The following is a 17,608-nucleotide window of genomic DNA, read 5'->3' as shown; positions in this document are numbered from 1 at the left end:
GCCAAATTTAGTCAGGTGGGGTGTTGAGCCAAGCCAGCAGATTGCGGCGGAGACGGTTGAGGTCTCGGTAAAACTCCTGCTGCACAAACTGCCCCAGCGCATCGAGGGGGCTAAACGATGTTCCTGGCTGCCAACCAAACTCTTGGGCAATGGGGGTCGTGTGAGAACCCTGCAGCAGTTGTACGGTAGTTCGCTCCGCAAAGCGCCGCACTAGCACCTCTGAAAGGGGACGGGTTTGATCGATGGTGTCACTGCGAAATTTAATCAGCAGGTTGTGGGCCACTGGGTAGCGATCGCGCACCAGGGCTAGCGTGGTCTCTGGGTCGGGGGTGAACTCGACGTTGAAAGCGGGGCTAAACTGCGCAGCCTGCTCTAAAAATGGAATCGATCGCCGAGCCGGGTAGTTATTGAAGCTCATATAAATATTGCCGGCCCGCTCCACCTCCCACAGACAGTTGATCAGCAGGTGTACTTTGCAGCCCATGCTGTGCCCCAGACCGTAGATCGGCAGGCTGCTGTAGTTGGCCAGCACTCGCTTGTCCAGGTAGCGCATCGCCTGGTCAAAGGTAACCAACACCTCCTGAGCAATGACGGCATGGTCAAAGGTGTTGATAAAAGGGGTCGCTACGATCACATAGCCCTGCCGAGCCAGGTTTTCCAGCAGCCACTGGTAGGTCACGCTGGGGGCCGCCGCCACAAACGCTCCCCCCAAAAAATGCACGATTGCTGTGGGGTTCGGGGGAACTAAAATCCAGTTGCCCGATATCTCTTGCCAGTTCATCACGACTTGCGGCTGCGTCCTCATAGGGCGAATCAGGTCAAGACAGGGAAGGCTGGTCTGACCCAGTTATATCTGTTTATTACTGTAGTCAGTTTGTCCCTCAGATGGGCAACCCTGAGCTGCGATCGCCAACCCTGGGCCTAAGCGCCTCGGATCATCTACCGCTGATTGGCCTTGCCTTCCGCTTCGGTGGAGCGGTAAGCTCGATGGGCCGAGTGAGGGATAAAGCTATGGGTCAGGGTAACGCGATCGCAGAGCGCACCATATCGGTCAACGGCTTGACCTGGTTCTACCTTGAGCATGAGCCCATTGGTACCTCATCCCGACTGCCGGTAATCTTGCTCCATGGTCTGGTGTCTCAGAGCTATAGCTGGCGGCAGGTCATGCCCGTTCTGGCTCAGCAGGGGTTTCACACCATTGCTCCCGACTGGATTGGCCACGGCCGCTCAGACAAGCCCGATCGCCGAGACTTTGCCTACACCCCTGAGGCCTTTATCGATGCCTTAGGTGCTTTGCTCGATGCCCTCAATCTGCCTCAGGTGCATTTGGTCGCCCAGGGTTTTCTAGGCTCGGCCGGTATTCAATACGCTCTGCAACATCCCGACCGGGTCGATCGCCTAGTCATGATCAATGCTCCCATTGGCCCCGGAGCCAAGCTGCCCTGGAAGATTCGCCAGATGGGGTTGCCTCTGGCCGGAGACATGATCACCCAAGACCCGCTACTGGTCGATCGCACCCTGGAGGGCGGCGGCCCCTACCAGATAGATGATGCCGATTTAGATGTCTATCGACGGCCTTTTTTAAAAAGTTCAGACGTGGGCCGGGCGTTGATGACAACAGTCCGCCGCATGGCTGTAGACAGCGTTAGCGCCGCGATCGCGGCTAGTCTATCCCAGTGGGATCATCCTACGCTGGCCCTGTGGGGGCTAAGTGACCCCTGGCTACCGGTCAGCTTGGCCGAAGCCGCAGTGCAAGCCCTCCCCAACGGCGAACTGCAAACCCTAAATGAAGTAGGGCACTACGCCCAGGAAGACTGGGCCGAAAAAGTAGCCGCTGCCCTCGATAGCTTTCTGCGTCAGATGGTACCTTGAACGGACCGCCTAAACTGATTAAAGATTTACAGGCAACACCATCAGCCCAATCACAACCTATAAAATAAACCAAAAGTTTAGAGTGGAGTTTTTCCAGCGGCAAAACTTCGACTCCTAAGCTGTACCTGGTCTCGAAGTCTAGACTTACAGTTTATGCTGAAGAAATAGGTCGCACTGTGGCTTAAGCAACAAGCCTGTACTCAAGGAGGATGTGATGGCCGTCAAGCAGCAGTTTCAAAGTTTCTCAGAGCTTCTGGCCGAGGCTAAAACCCCTGTCTTGGTTGATTTTTATGCTACCTGGTGCGGCCCCTGTCAGATGATGGCGGGCATTCTCAATCAGGTCAACAGCGAACTCAAAGGCCAGCTCAAAATCGTTAAGATTGACACCGACAAATACCCCCAAATTGCCTCCCAGCACCAAATAGCAGCCCTGCCCACACTAGTTCTGTTTAAGGCCGGACAGCCCGTCGATCGCATTGAAGGCGTGCTGCCTGCCCCCCAACTTGTGGCACGTCTTCGCAGTCACTTGGGTTAGGGCATGACCGTGGTACCCTGCGCGATCGCCCTGGGCAGCAACCTAGGTGACTCTTGGCAAACTCTCCGCGCAGCCCTAGTTGCCCTCCACGACCCGCCCACCACAGAATTGGTGGCTCAGTCTAGCGTTTACCGAACCGTCGCCATTGGCCCAGCACAGCCCGATATTCTAAACGCCTGCGCCCTACTCAATACCACCCTGTCGCCCCAGCAATTACTCAGTCGGCTGCTGCAAATCGAGCAGAACTTTGGCCGCGTGCGTCGCCAGCGATGGGGACCCCGCACCCTCGATCTCGACATCATCTTCTATGGCCAGGTGTGTCTTACGGAGCCAAACTTGCACATTCCCCACCCCAGACTGCGAGAACGCGCCTTTGTGCTCGTTCCTCTGGCTGAAATAGCGCCCGATTGGTGCGATCCCGTCAGCGGTCAAACGGTCAAGCACCTCTGTAGGGCGCTTGACCCTTCTGGAGTCACATGCCTTGGCGCTATGCCCCATTAGCCCTCAATTAGACGGCCCAAGATGACTACAATGGTGTGACCATTTGTGCCCTTTTTGAGCCTTTACCTATGCCGCTTGGTCAAGAGCCTCCCCAACTGCTGAAGCAGCGCCTGTTCTACGAGGGCCGTAAATTTAATTTTGAGGTCAGTCGACTGCGATTGCCCAATCGAGCCGAGGGTGACTGGGAATGCATTCGCCATCCTGGTGGTGCCTTGGCCGTGCCTGTTACCGCCGCAGGTGAATTGATTATGGTGCGCCAGTACCGCTTTGCCCTGCTAGGCCGGTTGCTGGAGTTTCCCGCAGGCACTATTGAACCCGATGAGGCTCCCGTTGATACGATCCGCCGAGAAATTCAGGAGGAAATTGGTTACACCGCTCAAACCTGGCTGCCAATCGGCAACTTTCCCTTGGCTCCTGGCTATTCTGACGAAATTATTTATGCCTTTCTAGCCACCGATCTAGAACCCATTGAGTCACCGCCTGAGGCCGATGCTGACGAAGATATAGAAGTTGTCCTATTTACCCCAGTTCAGCTAGAAAAAGCCATTTTAGCTGGAGAAGCGGTGGACGCCAAATCAATCGCCAGCTTCTACCTAGTCAAACCTTACCTTGAAAAACTGGCGGCACTTTAGAGCGTTAGATTGGTGCCTCTAGACAGTAAGGAATTTAAACAGCAAGTCCTAATCGTAATAGCTGACCACGGTTTCGGTAGAGTAGCGCACCGTTAGCAGGTTGGCGTACTTGTTTTTAGCGGCGCGCTAACCTGCTGCACACAGCACTACTGCCGAGTATCTATGGGCAGGAAGCTGTAGCCGTTTGTTGAACCATCGCGCACTGTAGCCATGCGCTCTACAAATTGGTCCACCTCACTGGTGCCAATATCCTTTTTGATTGCCACACCACAAAAAACTTTCGTAGCTGTAACCCAAATGAGGAAGGAGACAAGATGAGGCTTTGTTCTAAAACGCTCCAAACATCGTCAGGAATTACTCGATTTGGACTAAGTTACTTCGTAGCATAGCGTCAGTTAAGCTGCTGTACGATCTGGTCGGGGGTGGTTGAAGAATTGAGCATAGTTTTATAACGATGGCCATCGCGCTTAGAACGTCGGCCTCTGCCAATGGCAAAAACTGGGACAGCGCTACGGCGTATAGCCATCGATTCAGAGGGTACAAGTCATGTCCTAACCGTTTTGACGATGGCTATACAAGAGCCCAGCGAAACAGACTGAACGCTTAGTAATGGTTTAGTTCTATAAACATCATCTCAGTAGGCATTTTTCGCCATACGGCAGTTTTCTGCATTATGCTCTCCCTGAGCAAAATATGTTTCCTGCTACAGCCTTTTGTGTGGCTGACTGGGTTTATGACTGGTCAGTTGTAGTAAGGATTTAGCCAATCTAAACTGAGTTCGTAGAGGTGGTCGATAACCCAGGTGGCGCGGCGGTGAATCATTTGGTAGGGGTAGGTGTGAGCGACTCCTAGTACGGGCACACCGGCACGCTTAGCAGCCTCAATGCCAGCAAAAGAATCTTCAATGGCTAGGCAATCGGCAGGGCACAGGGCCAGGTCACCGAACTGCTGATTGAGGCGCTCGATCGCCAACAGATAACCATCTGGGGCAGGCTTGCTAACTCCAGTTGCAAGGTCGTCCGCTGAAACAATTAGCCCTACGTGCTCGCCCCAATGCACCATAGACAAAACGGTTTCAATTTCGCTACGGCGTGCTCCCGACACAATAGCTAGCTTGAGCTGTGCTGCCCGGATTTGGTAAATCAAGTCGTCAAGACCAGGGTACAAGGGTAGCGGATTTAGGTCAGCCAGCACCTCTAGGTAGCGAGTAGCTTTTCGGTTAAGCAATTTTTCTAGATAAGCGTCTGATACAACGCGCCCCTGGCGAGCCAGCAAATCACTGAGACAGGCCGCATCAGACCGGCCTAGACAGCACTCCTCCAGGTCCTGGGGGTGGGGTCGGAGGTTTTCCTCTAGGAGCAATTCCTCAATCAGCCGATCATGAATGGCCTCGTCGTTGATGATGAGGCCATTAAAGTCTAATAAAACTGCCTTTAAAACCATTAACCCAGCCAGAGAAATATTAAGAGATGCAACATACATTCACGTCTGTTAGCTTAGCCCGGTTTTAGCAACTCTAGAACACCGCGTCAGCCGCTCGGGCCGGGCTTTTAGAGGATAGCTGAGGGAACTTGTCAGCGCAACGCTGGAGGGTAGCCACTGGCTTGGGATGGCTAAGACTCGCTTGGCTAACCTTACCGCTACCCCGTAAAACTACGGACGTTTGCGATTGACCTCTACCGGAGTACCGTAGATCAACGATGGTGGATGTCGGTGTCACTGTCGAGAATAGACACAGTTCTCAGCGAACCCGCTCTCGTAAGGACATCCGCAGATATGGCTACCCAAACTTCGACAATCCGCTCCCGTGGCATGGAACTGCTGATGCAGTACAAGCAGTCTCCCTCTGTGCAGTTACGCAACAGGCTAGTACAACTTAATGCCGGTCTCGTTCGTAAAATTGCTCATCGAGTAAGCCACCAGTGTTCTGAACCCTACGAAGATTTGGAGCAGATTGGCTATATCGGTTTGATCCGAGCCATTGAGCGGTTCAACCCTGGTCAAGGCTGTGCCTTTAGCTCCTTTGCCGTTCCCTACATTCGTGGTGAGATGCTGCATTTCCTGCGCGATCGCGGCACTACTGTTAAGATTCCCCGTCGCTGGCAAGATCTCCAAAAAGAGTCTCAGAAACTTCAGATGGAACTGATGCGTAGCCTGGGCCGCAGTCCCAGCGACCACGAAATGGCTGATGCCCTAGACGTATCGGTCAAAGAATGGCGGGAAGTTAAGATGGCACACAAAAACCGTTTGCCCCTCAGTCTCGATGCCACAGTTTGCCAACAGGTTGACTCCAATATTACCCTCGGCGAAACTCTCCCCGACACGCACTATCAACTTATGCAGGCGCTAGAGGAAGATCGCCAGCAGGTTCAGCGTGCGCTAAATCAGCTTGAGGCCAAAACTCGTACCGCTATTGAGTTTGTCTTCTTTAAGGGATTGTCTCGCAAAGAAGTGGCTGAGAAAATCGGGGTCAGCCCGATGACTGTGACCCGCCGCATTCAGCGTGGGGTAGATGAGATGATTGCATTCCTGCAACCCCAAGAACTGCGCACCGACCCTTAAGGCTTATCTGGCTTATGAGAGCGATCGCTGCAGGAAGTCCGTCTAGACTTCCTGCAGCGACCTGTTTGAGGGGGTGATAAATACTCCCTAACATGGTGCTGATAGCTAGTCAGAGCTGGGGCTGGGTCGGTGTTGTGGATGTTGGATAGATGGCTAGATTTCCACTGGAAGATGCTGAGCCAAAACGTCCTAATCCGTATGACGGGTGCTGTAAATATAGGGCTTAACAGTTCATCTAGGACAGTACTGACTACCTACGCCCCAGACTAGGACGGTGAACTGACAAACAGCCATTATCTATAGCTACCTAGAAAGGTCCCCCAACTACCGTGATGACGGCTACAGCGTTCTAAACTTGTGGGCATGAACCACAAACGAAAAAAGCCTTGCCAATTGGCAAGGCTTTTCTATATCGGAGCGGCGGGATTTGAACCCACGACCCCCACTACCCCAAAGTGGTGCGCTACCAAGCTGCGCTACGCCCCGACTCTTTCACTTGTGCTTAACTAGATTAACACAGAGAGAGGACAACTCTCTCAAAACTCAAAAATTGATTTTTCGAGTTGCTAAAACAATGCTAGATAGTGGATAGCCTGAACAATATGCTGAGCAGCGACAGCGTCCCACTCACCTTCACAGCGACGGCCTGCTGCCAACACAAACCTAAGACTATAGGCATCAGGAAACCCCTCTGCCTCTAGCCAAAGATCGTCGGCCTCCGCTTCGCAGGTAACGCGCTCAGCTTCCATGAGCTCAGCGGCGATCGCCCCCATGGTCTGGCTAATCTCCAGAACCAATCGGCGAAAGGTATGGAACTCTGCCTCTGTTAACTCGATTGCCCAGGCTTTACCCCCTAGCAGACCTTTGTAGCAAGGAGCCGTGGCGTCCCAACCGAGCCGCCACCCGTTACCTTCCTTAGTAAATCGCTGATCTACTAAAACTGGGCAATCCATCGAGCCTATTCGCCGATGATCTCAGGTTGGGTCAGCTCGTCAGACATTTCGATGATGGCCCGCAGCACCGGTTTCATCTTGGGGTCTTCGTAGTTCTCAAAGTCCTCAAAGCGCCGTCGCTGGGCACGGTTGGCCACCTGCACCGTAATGCGATAGCGGTTCGAAGCAGCCCGAATCAAGTCTTCGGTGCGTCGCATAACTTGGGTGCTGTCAAAGGGAGAGCGCTTAACCATAACAACCTGAATAAGTTACTTAAGCCTCCATACTACCAATAATTTTAGATGGCACTTCGACGCAGAGCCAGCGAGAGGCATTTGGTTCAGTCTGTGATAGCTGTAATCCTCAAATTAACAAGAACCCTCAGCTAGTTCTGCAAGCGATGCTTGAGCCGGTTAGGATTGCCTTCGTCGAGTACATGCCCTGCCTCCAGTAAAAAGGCGCGATCGCAGTAATCTAGCTCTACTAGCCTATGGGTTACCCATAGGGCGGTTAGTCCACGCTCTTTGACTAAATCTCGAACTCGCTTAACCAGGTCGATTTGACTATCAGGATCGAGCAGGGCCGTGGGTTCATCGAGCAGTAGTACACGACAGTGGCGGGCGATCGCACCTGCGATCGCCACCCGCTGCTTTTGCCCACCGCTAAGGGCATAGATGGGCCGCCGCTTTAGCTCCAGTAAGTTAATCGCCGCCAGGGCATCATCTACTCGGTTGCGAATCTCCGCTAGAGAAAGATGCTCATCAACTAGCCCAAACGCTACATCAGCTCCCACTGTAGGCATCACCAGCTGGTGGTCAGGGTTCTGAAACACAAATCCCACAGGCTTTTCAATCGTCCATTCCCCAGCTTGAGGGTGAAGCAACCCCCCCAAGATTTTGAGCAATGTTGACTTACCACTGCCGTTATTACCTAGCAGCATACAAAACTCGCCGGGCTGAACCGCCAGCGAACAGCCCTTCAGCACAACCTGCCCAGACGGCCACTGAAATTGCAGGTTGCTTACTCTAATAGCCTTAGTGTCTTTGACCGTCACAACATCGTCAGGTAATGGTATGGGTTCCCCGCAGTAGCCGTTACTGCTCGCTACTGAGTGTGAAGAAGCCAGGGGGGCGTCCTGATGCGGTAGCTGTACCGCTCTTCTCGAAAATTTGAACAGCTGCTATTTCGCTACCCAAAACACTAATGCGCTTATGAGGCTGCTGATCACAGGTAATCTCAATCAACTGTGCGCTACCGCTACGTAAACCTTCTGTCAGTGAGTTATAGAGTGCCTCTGCCTCACCCTGCTCTTTCTTCTGCACAGAGAGAGGCATAGCTGTATTCTTCAACGTCAACTCAATCGTAAACATAGTCAAATAGTACTCAGTAAATTTTAAGGAATCAGACAGCTTTCCCGAAGCTTGCCTTTCTATATATAAGTATATAAGTGTAAAGGGTCACCATCTATGTTCACAGTCCCATTCTGCTATCTATCGAGCCTTTCAGCAAAGATCTTGGCACCTTCTGAACGCCTTGGCCTAGCTATACCAGAGCAAAGCCTTGGCTTATAGGTAATCAAAATTCATCCCATCGACGTGAGCAAATATGCTTACCAAGACCGCTGAAACCTAAAGATGATTTGAGTTTCTAGCCAAGCTCTTCTAAAAATACCCCCTATAATGATAGCTACGGTAAAGAATAGTAAACACTACTCATAATCCAGGGCTGGCTAGCCAGATTGACCTTTGGTCAACTCTATGCCTTTAGTCCTTGGGTTTGAGTAAGCGCCATTATCTTCCGTGTATATACCTTGTTGTTAGATAGTTATGGAGATTCGCGTATGACCATAGCAATGGGACGCGCGCAAGCCGAGCGAGGATGGTTCGACGTCCTTGACGACTGGCTAAAGCGCGATCGCTTTGTGTTTATCGGCTGGTCAGGCCTACTCTTGTTTCCCTGCGCCTTTTTGGCGGTAGGGGGCTGGCTGACCGGCACCACGTTTGTGACCTCCTGGTACACCCACGGCCTAGCGTCGTCGTACCTAGAGGGAGCCAACTTTTTGACCGTTGCCGTATCGACCCCGGCCAACAGTCTGGGTCACTCGCTGCTGCTGCTGTGGGGTCCYGAAGCCCAGGGCGACTTTGTGCGCTGGTGCCAGTTGGGTGGGCTGTGGGCGTTTGTGGCGCTGCACGGTGCTTTCGGACTGATTGGCTTCATGCTGCGGCAGTTTGAAGTGGCCCGTCTGGTCGGGTTACGGCCTTACAACGCCATCGCCTTTTCGGCTCCGATTGCGGTATTTGTCAGCGTGTTTCTGATGTACCCGCTGGGTCAGAGCAGCTGGTTTTTTGCTCCCAGCTTTGGGGTAGCGGCGATTTTCCGTTTTCTGCTGTTTTTCCAGGGTTTCCACAACTGGACGCTCAACCCCTTCCACATGATGGGAGTAGCGGGTGTCTTGGGTGGAGCGCTGCTGTGCGCGATTCACGGTGCCACCGTAGAGAACACGCTGTTCAAAGACGGTGAGAACGCCAACACCTTCCGCGCCTTCGAGCCGACCCAGGCTGAAGAGACCTACTCGATGGTGACGGCGAACCGATTCTGGTCCCAGATCTTTGGTATTGCCTTTTCCAACAAGCGCTGGCTGCACTTTTTCATGCTGTTTGTGCCGGTGACGGGTCTGTGGATGAGTGCGGTAGGCGTRGTRGGTCTRGGTCTRAACCTGCGGGCSTACGACTTCGTGTCGCAGGAGATTCGGGCAGCGGAAGACCCCGAGTTTGAGACCTTCTACACCAAGAACATCTTGTTGAACGAAGGCATCCGGGCCTGGATGGCACCGACCGACCAGCCCCATGAGAAGTTTGTATTCCCCGAAGAGGTACTCCCCCGTGGTAACGCTCTCTAGCAACTCGTATATTGCTGGGCGCGACCAAGAATCTACCGGGTTCGCCTGGTGGTCTGGTAACGCTCGATTGATCAACCTATCCGGCAAGCTGCTGGGTGCCCACGTGGCCCACGCTGGTCTGATTGTGTTCTGGGCCGGGGCTATGACCCTGTTTGAAGTAGCCCACTTCGTTCCCGACAAGCCTCTGTATGAGCAGGGCTTTATTTTGCTACCTCACCTGGCCACTCTGGGCTGGGGCGTAGGGCCTGGTGGTGAAGTTATCAACACCTTCCCCTACTTTGTTGTCGGTGTACTGCACCTGATTTCCTCGGCGGTGCTGGGTCTGGGCGGCATTTACCACGCCCTGCGCGGTCCCGAAGTGCTGGAGGAGTATTCCTCCTTCTTCGGCTACGACTGGAAAGACAAGAACCAGATGACCAACATCATCGGTTACCACCTGATCCTGCTGGGTTGTGGTGCTCTGCTGCTGGTGCTGAAAGCCTGTGTCTTTGGTGGCGTTTACGATACCTGGGCTCCGGGCGGTGGCGATGTCCGCATCATCACCAACCCGACGCTGAACCCTGCCGTTATCTTTGGTTACCTGGTGGGTTCTCCCTTTGGTGGCGACGGCTGGATTGTCGGCGTCAACAACATGGAAGACATCATCGGTGGCCACATCTGGGTTGGCCTGATCTGTATCGCTGGTGGCATCTTCCACATTTTGACCAAGCCGTTTGGCTGGGCGCGCCGCGCTCTGATTTGGTCGGGTGAAGCTTACCTGTCGTACAGCCTGGGCGCTCTTTCCCTGATGGGCTTTATCGCTTCCTGCTACGTGTGGTTCAACAACACCGCCTATCCGTCTGAGTTCTACGGCCCCACCAACGCCGAGTCGTCTCAGGCTCAGGCAATGACCTTCCTGGTGCGCGACATGCGCCTGGGTGCCAACATCGGTGCGGCCCAAGGCCCCACTGGTCTGGGTAAGTACCTGATGCGCTCTCCCACCGGTGAAATCATCTTTGGTGGTGAAACCATGCGCTTCTGGGACTTCCAAGGCCCTTGGCTGGAGCCCCTGCGCGGCCCCAACGGCCTCGACCTAGATAAGCTCACCAACGACATCCAAGATTGGCAGGTGCGTCGCGCGGCCGAGTACATGACTCACGCGCCCAACGCCTCCATCAACTCGGTGGGTGGTGTGATCACAGAGATCAACTCCGTGAACTTTGTAAACCCCCGTCAGTGGTTGTCGACCTCTCACTTTGTGCTTGGCTTCTTCTTCCTGATTGGCCACCTCTGGCACGCTGGTCGCGCTCGCGCGGCTGAGGCAGGCTTCGAGAAGGGTATCGATCGCGAAGCTGAACCCGTGCTCGCTATGGGCGACCTCGACTAAGGTTGAGACTGTCCCAAGTAGGTTAATCACTAAAAAGCTCCTGCCCAAGGGCAGGAGCTTTTTTTGTTGGTTTAAAGCGTTGGGCCTGTGGCTATAGCAAGCCCTAGTGCTTAAGGGGGACAGCCTTACCGTTTATGAAAGCGAATTCTTTAGTAACCCCAAAAAGGAGCACATTAAAAAGTTTGTTGCAGATTTTGCACTAGTTACCACCCTGCCGGCTTGGACACAACGCTCAAAGACGAGGACTGTCGCGGGGCTGCAAGGTCTAGTTTTGCCCGGTAACTTTTTTCTACTAAACTTCCCTGTCAAATCAGACTATTCACGTCTGATTGATTTAATAGATTTCGGGCTCGGGCAGGGGGATAGCAAAATTCGACGGGTCGTTGAGATAACGAATGGTGTCTTCTTCGAGGCGATGCACCCAGTAGGGTTCGAGGGCATCGGAGTGGCGCAGGGCGGCTAGGTAGCCCTCGAGATAAAGGCGCAGTTCGCTGGTGCGATAGCCACGGTTCCACTGGTCGACGAAGGCATCGGTAATCCGTTGATAGTACCGAACAGCTTTGGCATCCTGAAGCATGGGAGGTTGACCTATAACTCGTCGTTGGCTAGGGGGTAGATCTCGCTCTGTATCTCAATTTTCCACTAAAGGGTGAAAAAATTAATTGGTTCCTTAACGTACCTTTATACGTATCTTTATACACTGTTTCCTGATGGGCAGGAAGTGCGGATTGTGACACTATCCCAACACGGGCTACCTAGAGGATAGGTATTGAGTACTGGCTGGTGGCTGAGGTAGCACAGTCGTGTAAGCGGCCAGGGTTTTTTGAGCGATCGCGCCCCATTCGTAACTATTTTGAGCATATATCTGGGCCTGCTGCCCTCGCAGCTGCCGCTGGGCTGAATTTTCTAAAGCCTCCGCTAGAGCCTGCCTCAGACTTTCTATGCTCAGCTCGCACACCCAACCGCTGCCGCTAGCGGCAATGTCGGGCCAAATGTAAACCCCCTTCGACACCACGACAGGAACGCCAGCAGCCATTGCCTCGGCCACGGCAATGCCAAAATTCTCGTAGTAGGAAGGCAGCACAAACAGGTCAGCGGTTTGCAGCAGGGCGGCTTTGGTTGGGCCAGTGACAAAGCCAGTCAGCGAAGTGCGATCGCCCAGGGGAGAGGAGCGGATGCGATCGCCCACAGCTGCCTCATAACCTGGGTCTTGAGGATTGCCGCCCGCCAGCACCAGCTGAAAATCGACGCCCTGGGCCATGACCTGCTCTAGGGCAGGCAGTAGCAGATCGAGTCCCTTTTTAGGATCAAGGCGAGAGAGGTAGAGTACAAGAGGTCGCTGCTGAGAAATCCCTAGCTGCGCCAAAATTCTCTGGCGCTCATTGTCAGGTAACGCTTCGGACGGTTGAACGCCCAGGGGAATCACCCAGTCTTGCGCCCGTGCCCCAAAGCGATGGGACACTTCTGCCTCAATGGGGCTGGTGAAGTGCAGCGCCGCTGCCCCGGCAATATTAGGCGCTTCCAAACCCCGTCCGTAGAGCTGTTTGAGGTACTTCTTTTTCTCCAGATCGGCTGGGTCGAGGGTGCCGAGGGGCCGCAGCACGTAGGGTAGCCCCCGCCATCGGGCCACCGTCGCTGCCGCCGTGCTTAGGGGCGAAAACAGCGCGTGAATATGAGCCAGGTCGTACTGACGGCCGTGCTGATAAAGCCACCCCAGCAACTCCACCGAAAATTTATACCGCCGCCAGGGCGAGCAGGCAAAGTAGCGCACCGTGTAGTTTTCTTCCGGCACCGGCACCCCCAGGGGGACATTCAGCGGAGGTTGTCCTGTATCGCCGTTGGAATTAGTTGTGAGAATGGTAACCTCTGCCCCCGCTGCGGCCAACCCCTGGGCAAACCCCCGCACCATCTGGCTAGGGCCGCCGTAGATGAGGGAGATGGAGGGGATGATTTGAAGGACGCGCATGGGGAGTGGGGAGTGGGTGAGTGGGTGGGTGGGCGGGTGAAGGGGAGTTCAATGGCTGCAACTCCTTACTTCTTCACTTCTTTACTTCTTCACCTCCTCACCCACACCGATTTCTGCATAAAACTCCAGCAGCTGCTTCGCCAGCGCTCGGTTGGTATAGCAACTCATGGCACGGTGGTAGCCGGCCTCGGCGATCGCCTGTCGACGGGCAGGGTTTTCGATCAGCAGGCGCAGGTGGTTGGCCAGGGCGGGGGCGTTGCCTTCGGGGAATACGAGACCAGCCTGGTCAATGACGTTGGGAATTTCGCCAGAGTCGGAGCCGATGACCGGGACGGCACAGGCCATCGCTTCGATTAGAACGTGGCCGAATTGTTCTTTCCAGCCGGTGGCGGTGAGGGTTTTGAATTGGTCGGTGGTTTCGGAGGGTAGTACCAGGGTGTGCATGAGGTTGATGTAGTGGGGTACCTGGTTGTGGGGAATGTCGGTGACCCAGCGCAAGCGATCGCCAATACCCGCTGCATCAGCCTTTGCCTGGATGCGATCGCGCCATTCGCCCCGACCCACCAGCAGCCATACCCAGAGCTGGGGCAGATCGCGCAGCGTTGCCAGGGCATCGGCCAGGGTAAGCAGCCCTTTTTCAGCAACAAAGCGACCACAGTAGCCCACCACAAAGGCATTGCTGGGAATATCGAGGGATGCTGCTAGCTCAGGCTGGGGCTGGGGGCGAAAGAGGGTTTCATCGACGCCGAGCTGGGGCATCACCTGATAAGGGGCGGTATAGCCGCGATCGCGCAGAATATCGGCCCCATCCTGGTTGCCCACCACCAGCCCGTGGGTGTGGCGCAGATTATAGGCTTCGAGGGCAGAAATGGGGAATTTAAGCCGGTAAGGCAAATTCCACCAGGTGAAAAAAATGTTTTTGGCCCCTAGACCCAACAGGCGGTTGAGGGTAATGGTTTGGGCATAGGCCAGCGCCCTCGACCCCTGCTCCACTTGAATCACCTGGGGCCGAAACTGCCGCAGCAGTTGCACCAGGTCGGGGCCAAAGGTGAGCAAGCCCTGGTTGTTCTGGCTCAGGTTGCCCAAGGGTTGCACCCGAAAGTTGCCCTCCTGAAGCGGCTCTGAGACGATCAGCCGATTTTGCACTCCGCCGGGTTGCCAGCGTCGGGGCACGCCTACCACTACCTCAATGTCGGGGGAAAGCTGGGCCAGGGCGCGCAGCTTCTCGCGGTTGAGGTCAACGATATAGGTGTGGCTGATGACAAGCACGCGCATGGCTAGCGGCACTCCGGTGGGGGGCTATTTTAGGTTGCCCAGGGGAGGCGGAGGAGGAGCTAAGGAAGGCATTTTAGATTTTAGAGTTGACCCCTTGAGCGAGCTGTATAGCCATCGCCAGAACGGTTAGGACATGACTTGTATCCCCTGAAGCGATGGCCATTGCTGTGAATCTGAAATCGCCAATTCAAAATCTAAAATCGGCTCAGATTTTGGCCTGACGGTACACAAACCAGGCCTCTAGCATGCTGTGGTCGGAAGATCCGTCAGTCTAGGGTTCGTCGTCGTTGAGATGGTCGTTAACTATATCTATGCCCTTAAAAGACTACTGAGGCGGTCCTCCCATCATCACTCTGGCTCTATTGTTTTCCTGGCTTGTCGGTAGCGAATTGGCCCTTTGGCCTGGCTGGGGTCAACTACCTGTCCCTTTTGGGTAACCACAACGTGCCCTTCGGCCTCGAGCGCCTGCCCGACCTCTCGTACGGCTGGCATGAGGCTGCGCCAGTCTTCAGAACTTAGGGCACGGGCGACTTCGGAGGGGCAAATAGTTTTGTCAGGGCCGCGCTGGGTAACCAGATCGAGCAGGGTCACCCGGATGACATTTGCGGTAGCGCTCATGGTTCGAGGGCAAGAAATTCACGCATGAAGGCGTTGACCTGGTGCGGGCGTTCTTGCTGCACCCAGTGGCTGCACTCGGGGATGTAGCGCAGCTGTAAGTTGCGCACGTAGGCCTCGGTGCCAATGCTGAGTTCCTTGCCTAAGGCGACATCGTCCTCGCCCCAGATCAGCAGGGTGGGCATGTCGAGCACCCTCCATGACCGCTGCCACTCACCGCTTAAGGCGAAGGCCCGGTAGTAGTTGACCATAGCGGTGAGGGCACCGGGTTTGGCGGCAGCGGTTTTGTAGATGCGCAGGTCGGCATCGCTGAAGGTGGCTTTATCAACGGCCATACCCCGTAGGGCTTGCTCAATCACCCAGTAGTCGCCAGCCTGCAGCAGCAGCTCGGGCAGCAGCGGCAGCTGAAAGGCCGCAATATACCAACTGCGGAGGAGCTGCTGGGGGGTGCGCAGCCCCTCGACAAACTTAGCCGGGTGGGGAATATTCATGACGATGAGGGAGTTGAGCCGCTCGGGGTAAGCATCGGCTAGGGCCCAGGCGATCGCGCCCCCCCAGTCATGACCTACCAAGACCGCCCGCTCGTAACCCAGCGCCCCAATGGCACCTCGCACATCTTCTACTAAAACACTGAGGCGGTAGGCCTCTAGCCCTTCCGGCTTATCGCTGTCGTTGTAGCCCCGTAGATCTAGCGCTACGCAGGTGAAGTGGTCAGCGAAATAGTCAAGCTGGTGCCGCCACGAGTACCAACATTCTGGAAAGCCGTGCAGAAAGAGCATCAGTGGCCCCTGCCCCCGACTGACATAGTGCAGGCGCACACCGTTGGTCTCTAAAAACCCATCCTGTTTGCTAACCGTTGCCGTCATAGCACTAACCGGGTTCAATCTCTCCTTAACTATACCGAGATTTTTAAGGCTGGCTGGCCTAGCCCTGCACCCTGGCTGTGATTTCCGTGTAGATCTGTTGAAATTTGATTCGTTGACCTACAAAACCTGGGGTGATGGCTACCAGCCTCAGCCCGGGGGGATTAATAAGCAAACGATCGCCAATGGTTTTATGCGATCGCGATTTGGGTGAACCACGGGACTAATCCCTTGTCCCGTTCTCAGCGGCGTTTTAATATGACCTCCATTGACGATTTGACCCTGCTACAGTGGTTTGTTTCAGGAGATGCCATTCTCGAAGCAAACCCCACTCTTCGAGTTCAGCCTGCCAACAACCTGCGTCAGCTGCTGGGCCGGAAAGGTTTGCTGCTCGCCACCGCCTACGATGCGACTACGCCTCCCCGCATCGAGGTGCGCCGCAGCACCGAATACACCGACGTGCTGCACCAGGTTTTAATCGACCACCAGTTTATGCCCGTTGGCCAGGGTCTAGATAGCCAGGTGTTGTGCTACACCTACTCCCCCATACCCCAGGGCTACCGTATCAACTACACCGAGGCCCGCCAGCTTTGGAAGCAGTGGTGGATGAGCGTTGGCCGTCTGCGCCAGCGCAACCTGCAGCTCGACCTATTTGTGCTGACCCAAAACCAGTGGTATCCTGTCCGCGACATTGCTGTTAACAGCGGCACTCTCTACATTGAGACGCTACGGGGGGAAACCGTTCACCAGGGCGGCGACATGGTGGTATGGCTTGAGAAAGACTCGGGTGAAGAGCCTGAGAAGACGCAGGTTTGGGCAGGCCCAGGGGCAAAGGTAGAGCCGGTTCCAACGGCAGCTGCCCCACCGCCCCCCCCTCAACCCACCGCCAGCCCGACATTGGCATCGGTAGTCCAGATTCGCGAGGGCAAAATCTACGTCAAGACAGCCTTGGGAGTCGTCGTGATCGAGGGCGATAACTTAAAAGCCTATGGCCTTGAGCCTCGCGCGGCCGCCGTAGGTGTAGGACAGCGTTAGACAAACAATCGCGGGGGCAGCAGCCACAGCAGCGTGCCGCGACCGTATTCGACCTGCGCCCAGGAGGTCACCTCAAACTCCAGGCAGACCATGACCGCCGTCGGCATGTGCACCGCACCGCCGCCCATGAAGTAGGTGACGGCATCGGACCAGGTGGGCTGGTGGCCAACCAGCATGAGCGAGCCGTGGTGGTCAGGCACCCGGTGAATGACCTCTAGCACCTGCTCGACTGAGGCTTCATAGAGGTCGTCGGTGACTTCTTGGGGGCAGGCCCAGCCTCCGGCTTCGGCGGCGAGTTCTAGGGTAGTGCGGGCCCGCACGGCGGCGGAGGTGATGGCTAAATCGGGAACTTTGCCTGCGGCTGCCAGCAGCTTGCCCATCGTTTTTGCGGCGGTAATGCCCCGTGTGGCCACGGGGCGATCGCGATCGCGGCCAGAGCCAGCATGCCAATCTGACTTGCCGTGGCGAAAGAGAATTAGGTGTTTGGTCATGCCTGTCGCTGAATTATCGCTGGATTGGGCATCGCTAAGTTGGGGTGCTGACCTCGCTCGGGCG

General features: G+C 55.1%; 20 protein-coding genes and 1 tRNA gene. 8 read left to right on the top strand and 13 right to left on the bottom strand.

The window, feature by feature from the left end:
- Positions 1-7: 7 nt before the first annotated feature.
- Positions 8-781, bottom strand: coding sequence for a DUF1350 family protein (locus IQ265_RS09885; RefSeq protein WP_194053098.1), 774 nt, complete (start codon positions 779-781; stop codon positions 8-10).
- Between the two features lie 230 nt (positions 782-1,011).
- On the opposite strand from IQ265_RS09885, the gene IQ265_RS09880 reads away from it, so the two are divergent.
- From IQ265_RS09880 to IQ265_RS09865, 4 genes are all read left to right on the top strand, one after another.
- A complete protein-coding gene (locus IQ265_RS09880; RefSeq protein ID WP_194053097.1) occupies positions 1,012-1,872 on the top strand; it encodes an alpha/beta fold hydrolase in 861 nt (286 codons plus the stop codon).
- Between the two features lie 214 nt (positions 1,873-2,086).
- Positions 2,087-2,407 (top strand): thioredoxin, encoded by a 321-nt coding sequence (trxA, locus tag IQ265_RS09875; RefSeq protein ID WP_194052905.1) that lies wholly within the window; start codon positions 2,087-2,089, stop codon positions 2,405-2,407.
- Positions 2,408-2,410: 3 nt separating this feature from the next.
- Positions 2,411-2,908: a 2-amino-4-hydroxy-6-hydroxymethyldihydropteridine diphosphokinase gene (gene folK, locus IQ265_RS09870; RefSeq protein ID WP_194052903.1), complete on the top strand. Its 498-nt coding sequence runs from the start codon at positions 2,411-2,413 to the stop codon at positions 2,906-2,908.
- A gap of 68 nt (positions 2,909-2,976) precedes the next feature.
- On the top strand, positions 2,977-3,540 hold the full coding sequence (locus IQ265_RS09865; RefSeq protein WP_194052901.1) for an NUDIX hydrolase: 564 nt from the start codon (positions 2,977-2,979) through the stop codon (positions 3,538-3,540).
- A 741-nt stretch (positions 3,541-4,281) separates the two neighbouring features.
- On the opposite strand, the gene IQ265_RS09855 is transcribed toward IQ265_RS09865, so the two are convergent.
- On the bottom strand, positions 4,282-5,022 hold the full coding sequence (locus IQ265_RS09855; protein WP_228037752.1) for an HAD family phosphatase: 741 nt from the start codon (positions 5,020-5,022) through the stop codon (positions 4,282-4,284).
- 294 nt (positions 5,023-5,316) lie between these two features.
- On the opposite strand from IQ265_RS09855, the gene IQ265_RS09850 reads away from it, so the two are divergent.
- Positions 5,317-6,102, top strand: coding sequence for an RNA polymerase sigma factor SigF (locus tag IQ265_RS09850; RefSeq protein WP_194052899.1), 786 nt, complete (start codon positions 5,317-5,319; stop codon positions 6,100-6,102).
- 412 nt (positions 6,103-6,514) lie between these two features.
- Here the strand turns inward: IQ265_RS09850 and IQ265_RS09845 are convergent.
- The 5 genes from IQ265_RS09845 to IQ265_RS09825 all read right to left on the bottom strand — a co-directional run bounded on the left by IQ265_RS09845 (position 6,515) and on the right by IQ265_RS09825 (position 8,404).
- Positions 6,515-6,588 (bottom strand) — tRNA-Pro (locus tag IQ265_RS09845).
- An 80-nt stretch (positions 6,589-6,668) separates the two neighbouring features.
- Complete coding sequence (locus tag IQ265_RS09840; protein ID WP_194052897.1) at positions 6,669-7,055, bottom strand: DUF1818 family protein; 387 nt, start codon at positions 7,053-7,055, stop codon at positions 6,669-6,671.
- A gap of 5 nt (positions 7,056-7,060) precedes the next feature.
- Entirely contained in the window at positions 7,061-7,288 is a 228-nt protein-coding gene (locus tag IQ265_RS09835) for a DNA-directed RNA polymerase subunit omega (RefSeq protein ID WP_026072917.1), read from the bottom strand.
- Positions 7,289-7,419: 131 nt separating this feature from the next.
- Entirely contained in the window at positions 7,420-8,088 is a 669-nt protein-coding gene (locus IQ265_RS09830; protein ID WP_194052895.1) for an energy-coupling factor ABC transporter ATP-binding protein, read from the bottom strand.
- 40 nt (positions 8,089-8,128) lie between these two features.
- Entirely contained in the window at positions 8,129-8,404 is a 276-nt protein-coding gene (locus tag IQ265_RS09825) for a hypothetical protein (RefSeq protein WP_194052893.1), read from the bottom strand.
- 470 nt (positions 8,405-8,874) lie between these two features.
- Here IQ265_RS09825 and psbD point away from each other — a divergent pair, with 470 nt between their 5' ends.
- Positions 8,875-9,933, top strand: a complete 1,059-nt coding sequence (gene psbD, locus IQ265_RS09820) for a photosystem II D2 protein (photosystem q(a) protein) (protein WP_194052891.1) — start codon at positions 8,875-8,877, stop codon at positions 9,931-9,933.
- The gene (gene psbC / locus IQ265_RS09815; protein WP_194052889.1) at positions 9,917-11,299 is read left to right on the top strand and encodes a photosystem II reaction center protein CP43; all 1,383 of its coding nucleotides are present in this window, start codon (positions 9,917-9,919) and stop codon (positions 11,297-11,299) included. Before psbD ends, psbC begins: the two co-directional genes overlap by 17 nt.
- A gap of 334 nt (positions 11,300-11,633) precedes the next feature.
- Here the strand turns inward: psbC and IQ265_RS09810 are convergent, their stop codons facing one another.
- The 5 genes from IQ265_RS09810 to IQ265_RS09790 all read right to left on the bottom strand — a co-directional run bounded on the left by IQ265_RS09810 (position 11,634) and on the right by IQ265_RS09790 (position 16,021).
- Entirely contained in the window at positions 11,634-11,876 is a 243-nt protein-coding gene (locus IQ265_RS09810) for a DUF6761 family protein (RefSeq protein ID WP_194052878.1), read from the bottom strand.
- A 174-nt stretch (positions 11,877-12,050) separates the two neighbouring features.
- The gene (gene hpsP / locus IQ265_RS09805; RefSeq protein WP_194052876.1) at positions 12,051-13,265 is read right to left on the bottom strand and encodes a hormogonium polysaccharide biosynthesis glycosyltransferase HpsP; all 1,215 of its coding nucleotides are present in this window, start codon (positions 13,263-13,265) and stop codon (positions 12,051-12,053) included.
- 81 nt (positions 13,266-13,346) lie between these two features.
- Entirely contained in the window at positions 13,347-14,540 is a 1,194-nt protein-coding gene (gene hpsO, locus IQ265_RS09800; protein ID WP_194052874.1) for a hormogonium polysaccharide biosynthesis glycosyltransferase HpsO, read from the bottom strand.
- A gap of 348 nt (positions 14,541-14,888) precedes the next feature.
- Positions 14,889-15,158, bottom strand: a complete 270-nt coding sequence (locus IQ265_RS09795; RefSeq protein WP_194052872.1) for a DUF3253 domain-containing protein — start codon at positions 15,156-15,158, stop codon at positions 14,889-14,891.
- A complete protein-coding gene (locus tag IQ265_RS09790) occupies positions 15,155-16,021 on the bottom strand; it encodes an alpha/beta hydrolase (protein ID WP_194052870.1) in 867 nt (288 codons plus the stop codon). Before IQ265_RS09790 ends, IQ265_RS09795 begins: the two co-directional genes overlap by 4 nt.
- 255 nt (positions 16,022-16,276) lie before the next feature.
- Here IQ265_RS09790 and IQ265_RS09785 point away from each other — a divergent pair, with 255 nt between their 5' ends.
- Complete coding sequence (locus IQ265_RS09785) at positions 16,277-17,053, top strand: hypothetical protein (protein ID WP_194052868.1); 777 nt, start codon at positions 16,277-16,279, stop codon at positions 17,051-17,053.
- On the opposite strand, the gene IQ265_RS09780 is transcribed toward IQ265_RS09785, so the two are convergent.
- Positions 17,050-17,544, bottom strand: coding sequence for a histidine phosphatase family protein (locus IQ265_RS09780; RefSeq protein WP_194052866.1), 495 nt, complete (start codon positions 17,542-17,544; stop codon positions 17,050-17,052). The two genes, IQ265_RS09785 and IQ265_RS09780, sit on opposite strands and share 4 nt — an antisense overlap.
- Between the last annotated feature and the right edge of the window lie 64 nt (positions 17,545-17,608).

The organism is Nodosilinea sp. LEGE 06152 (assembly GCF_015207525.1).
In the GTDB taxonomy this organism is placed as follows: Bacteria; Cyanobacteriota; Cyanobacteriia; order Phormidesmidales; family Phormidesmidaceae; genus Nodosilinea.
The sequence above is the reverse complement of the archived record's forward strand: the minus strand, read 5'-3'. Positions and strand labels throughout refer to the sequence as shown.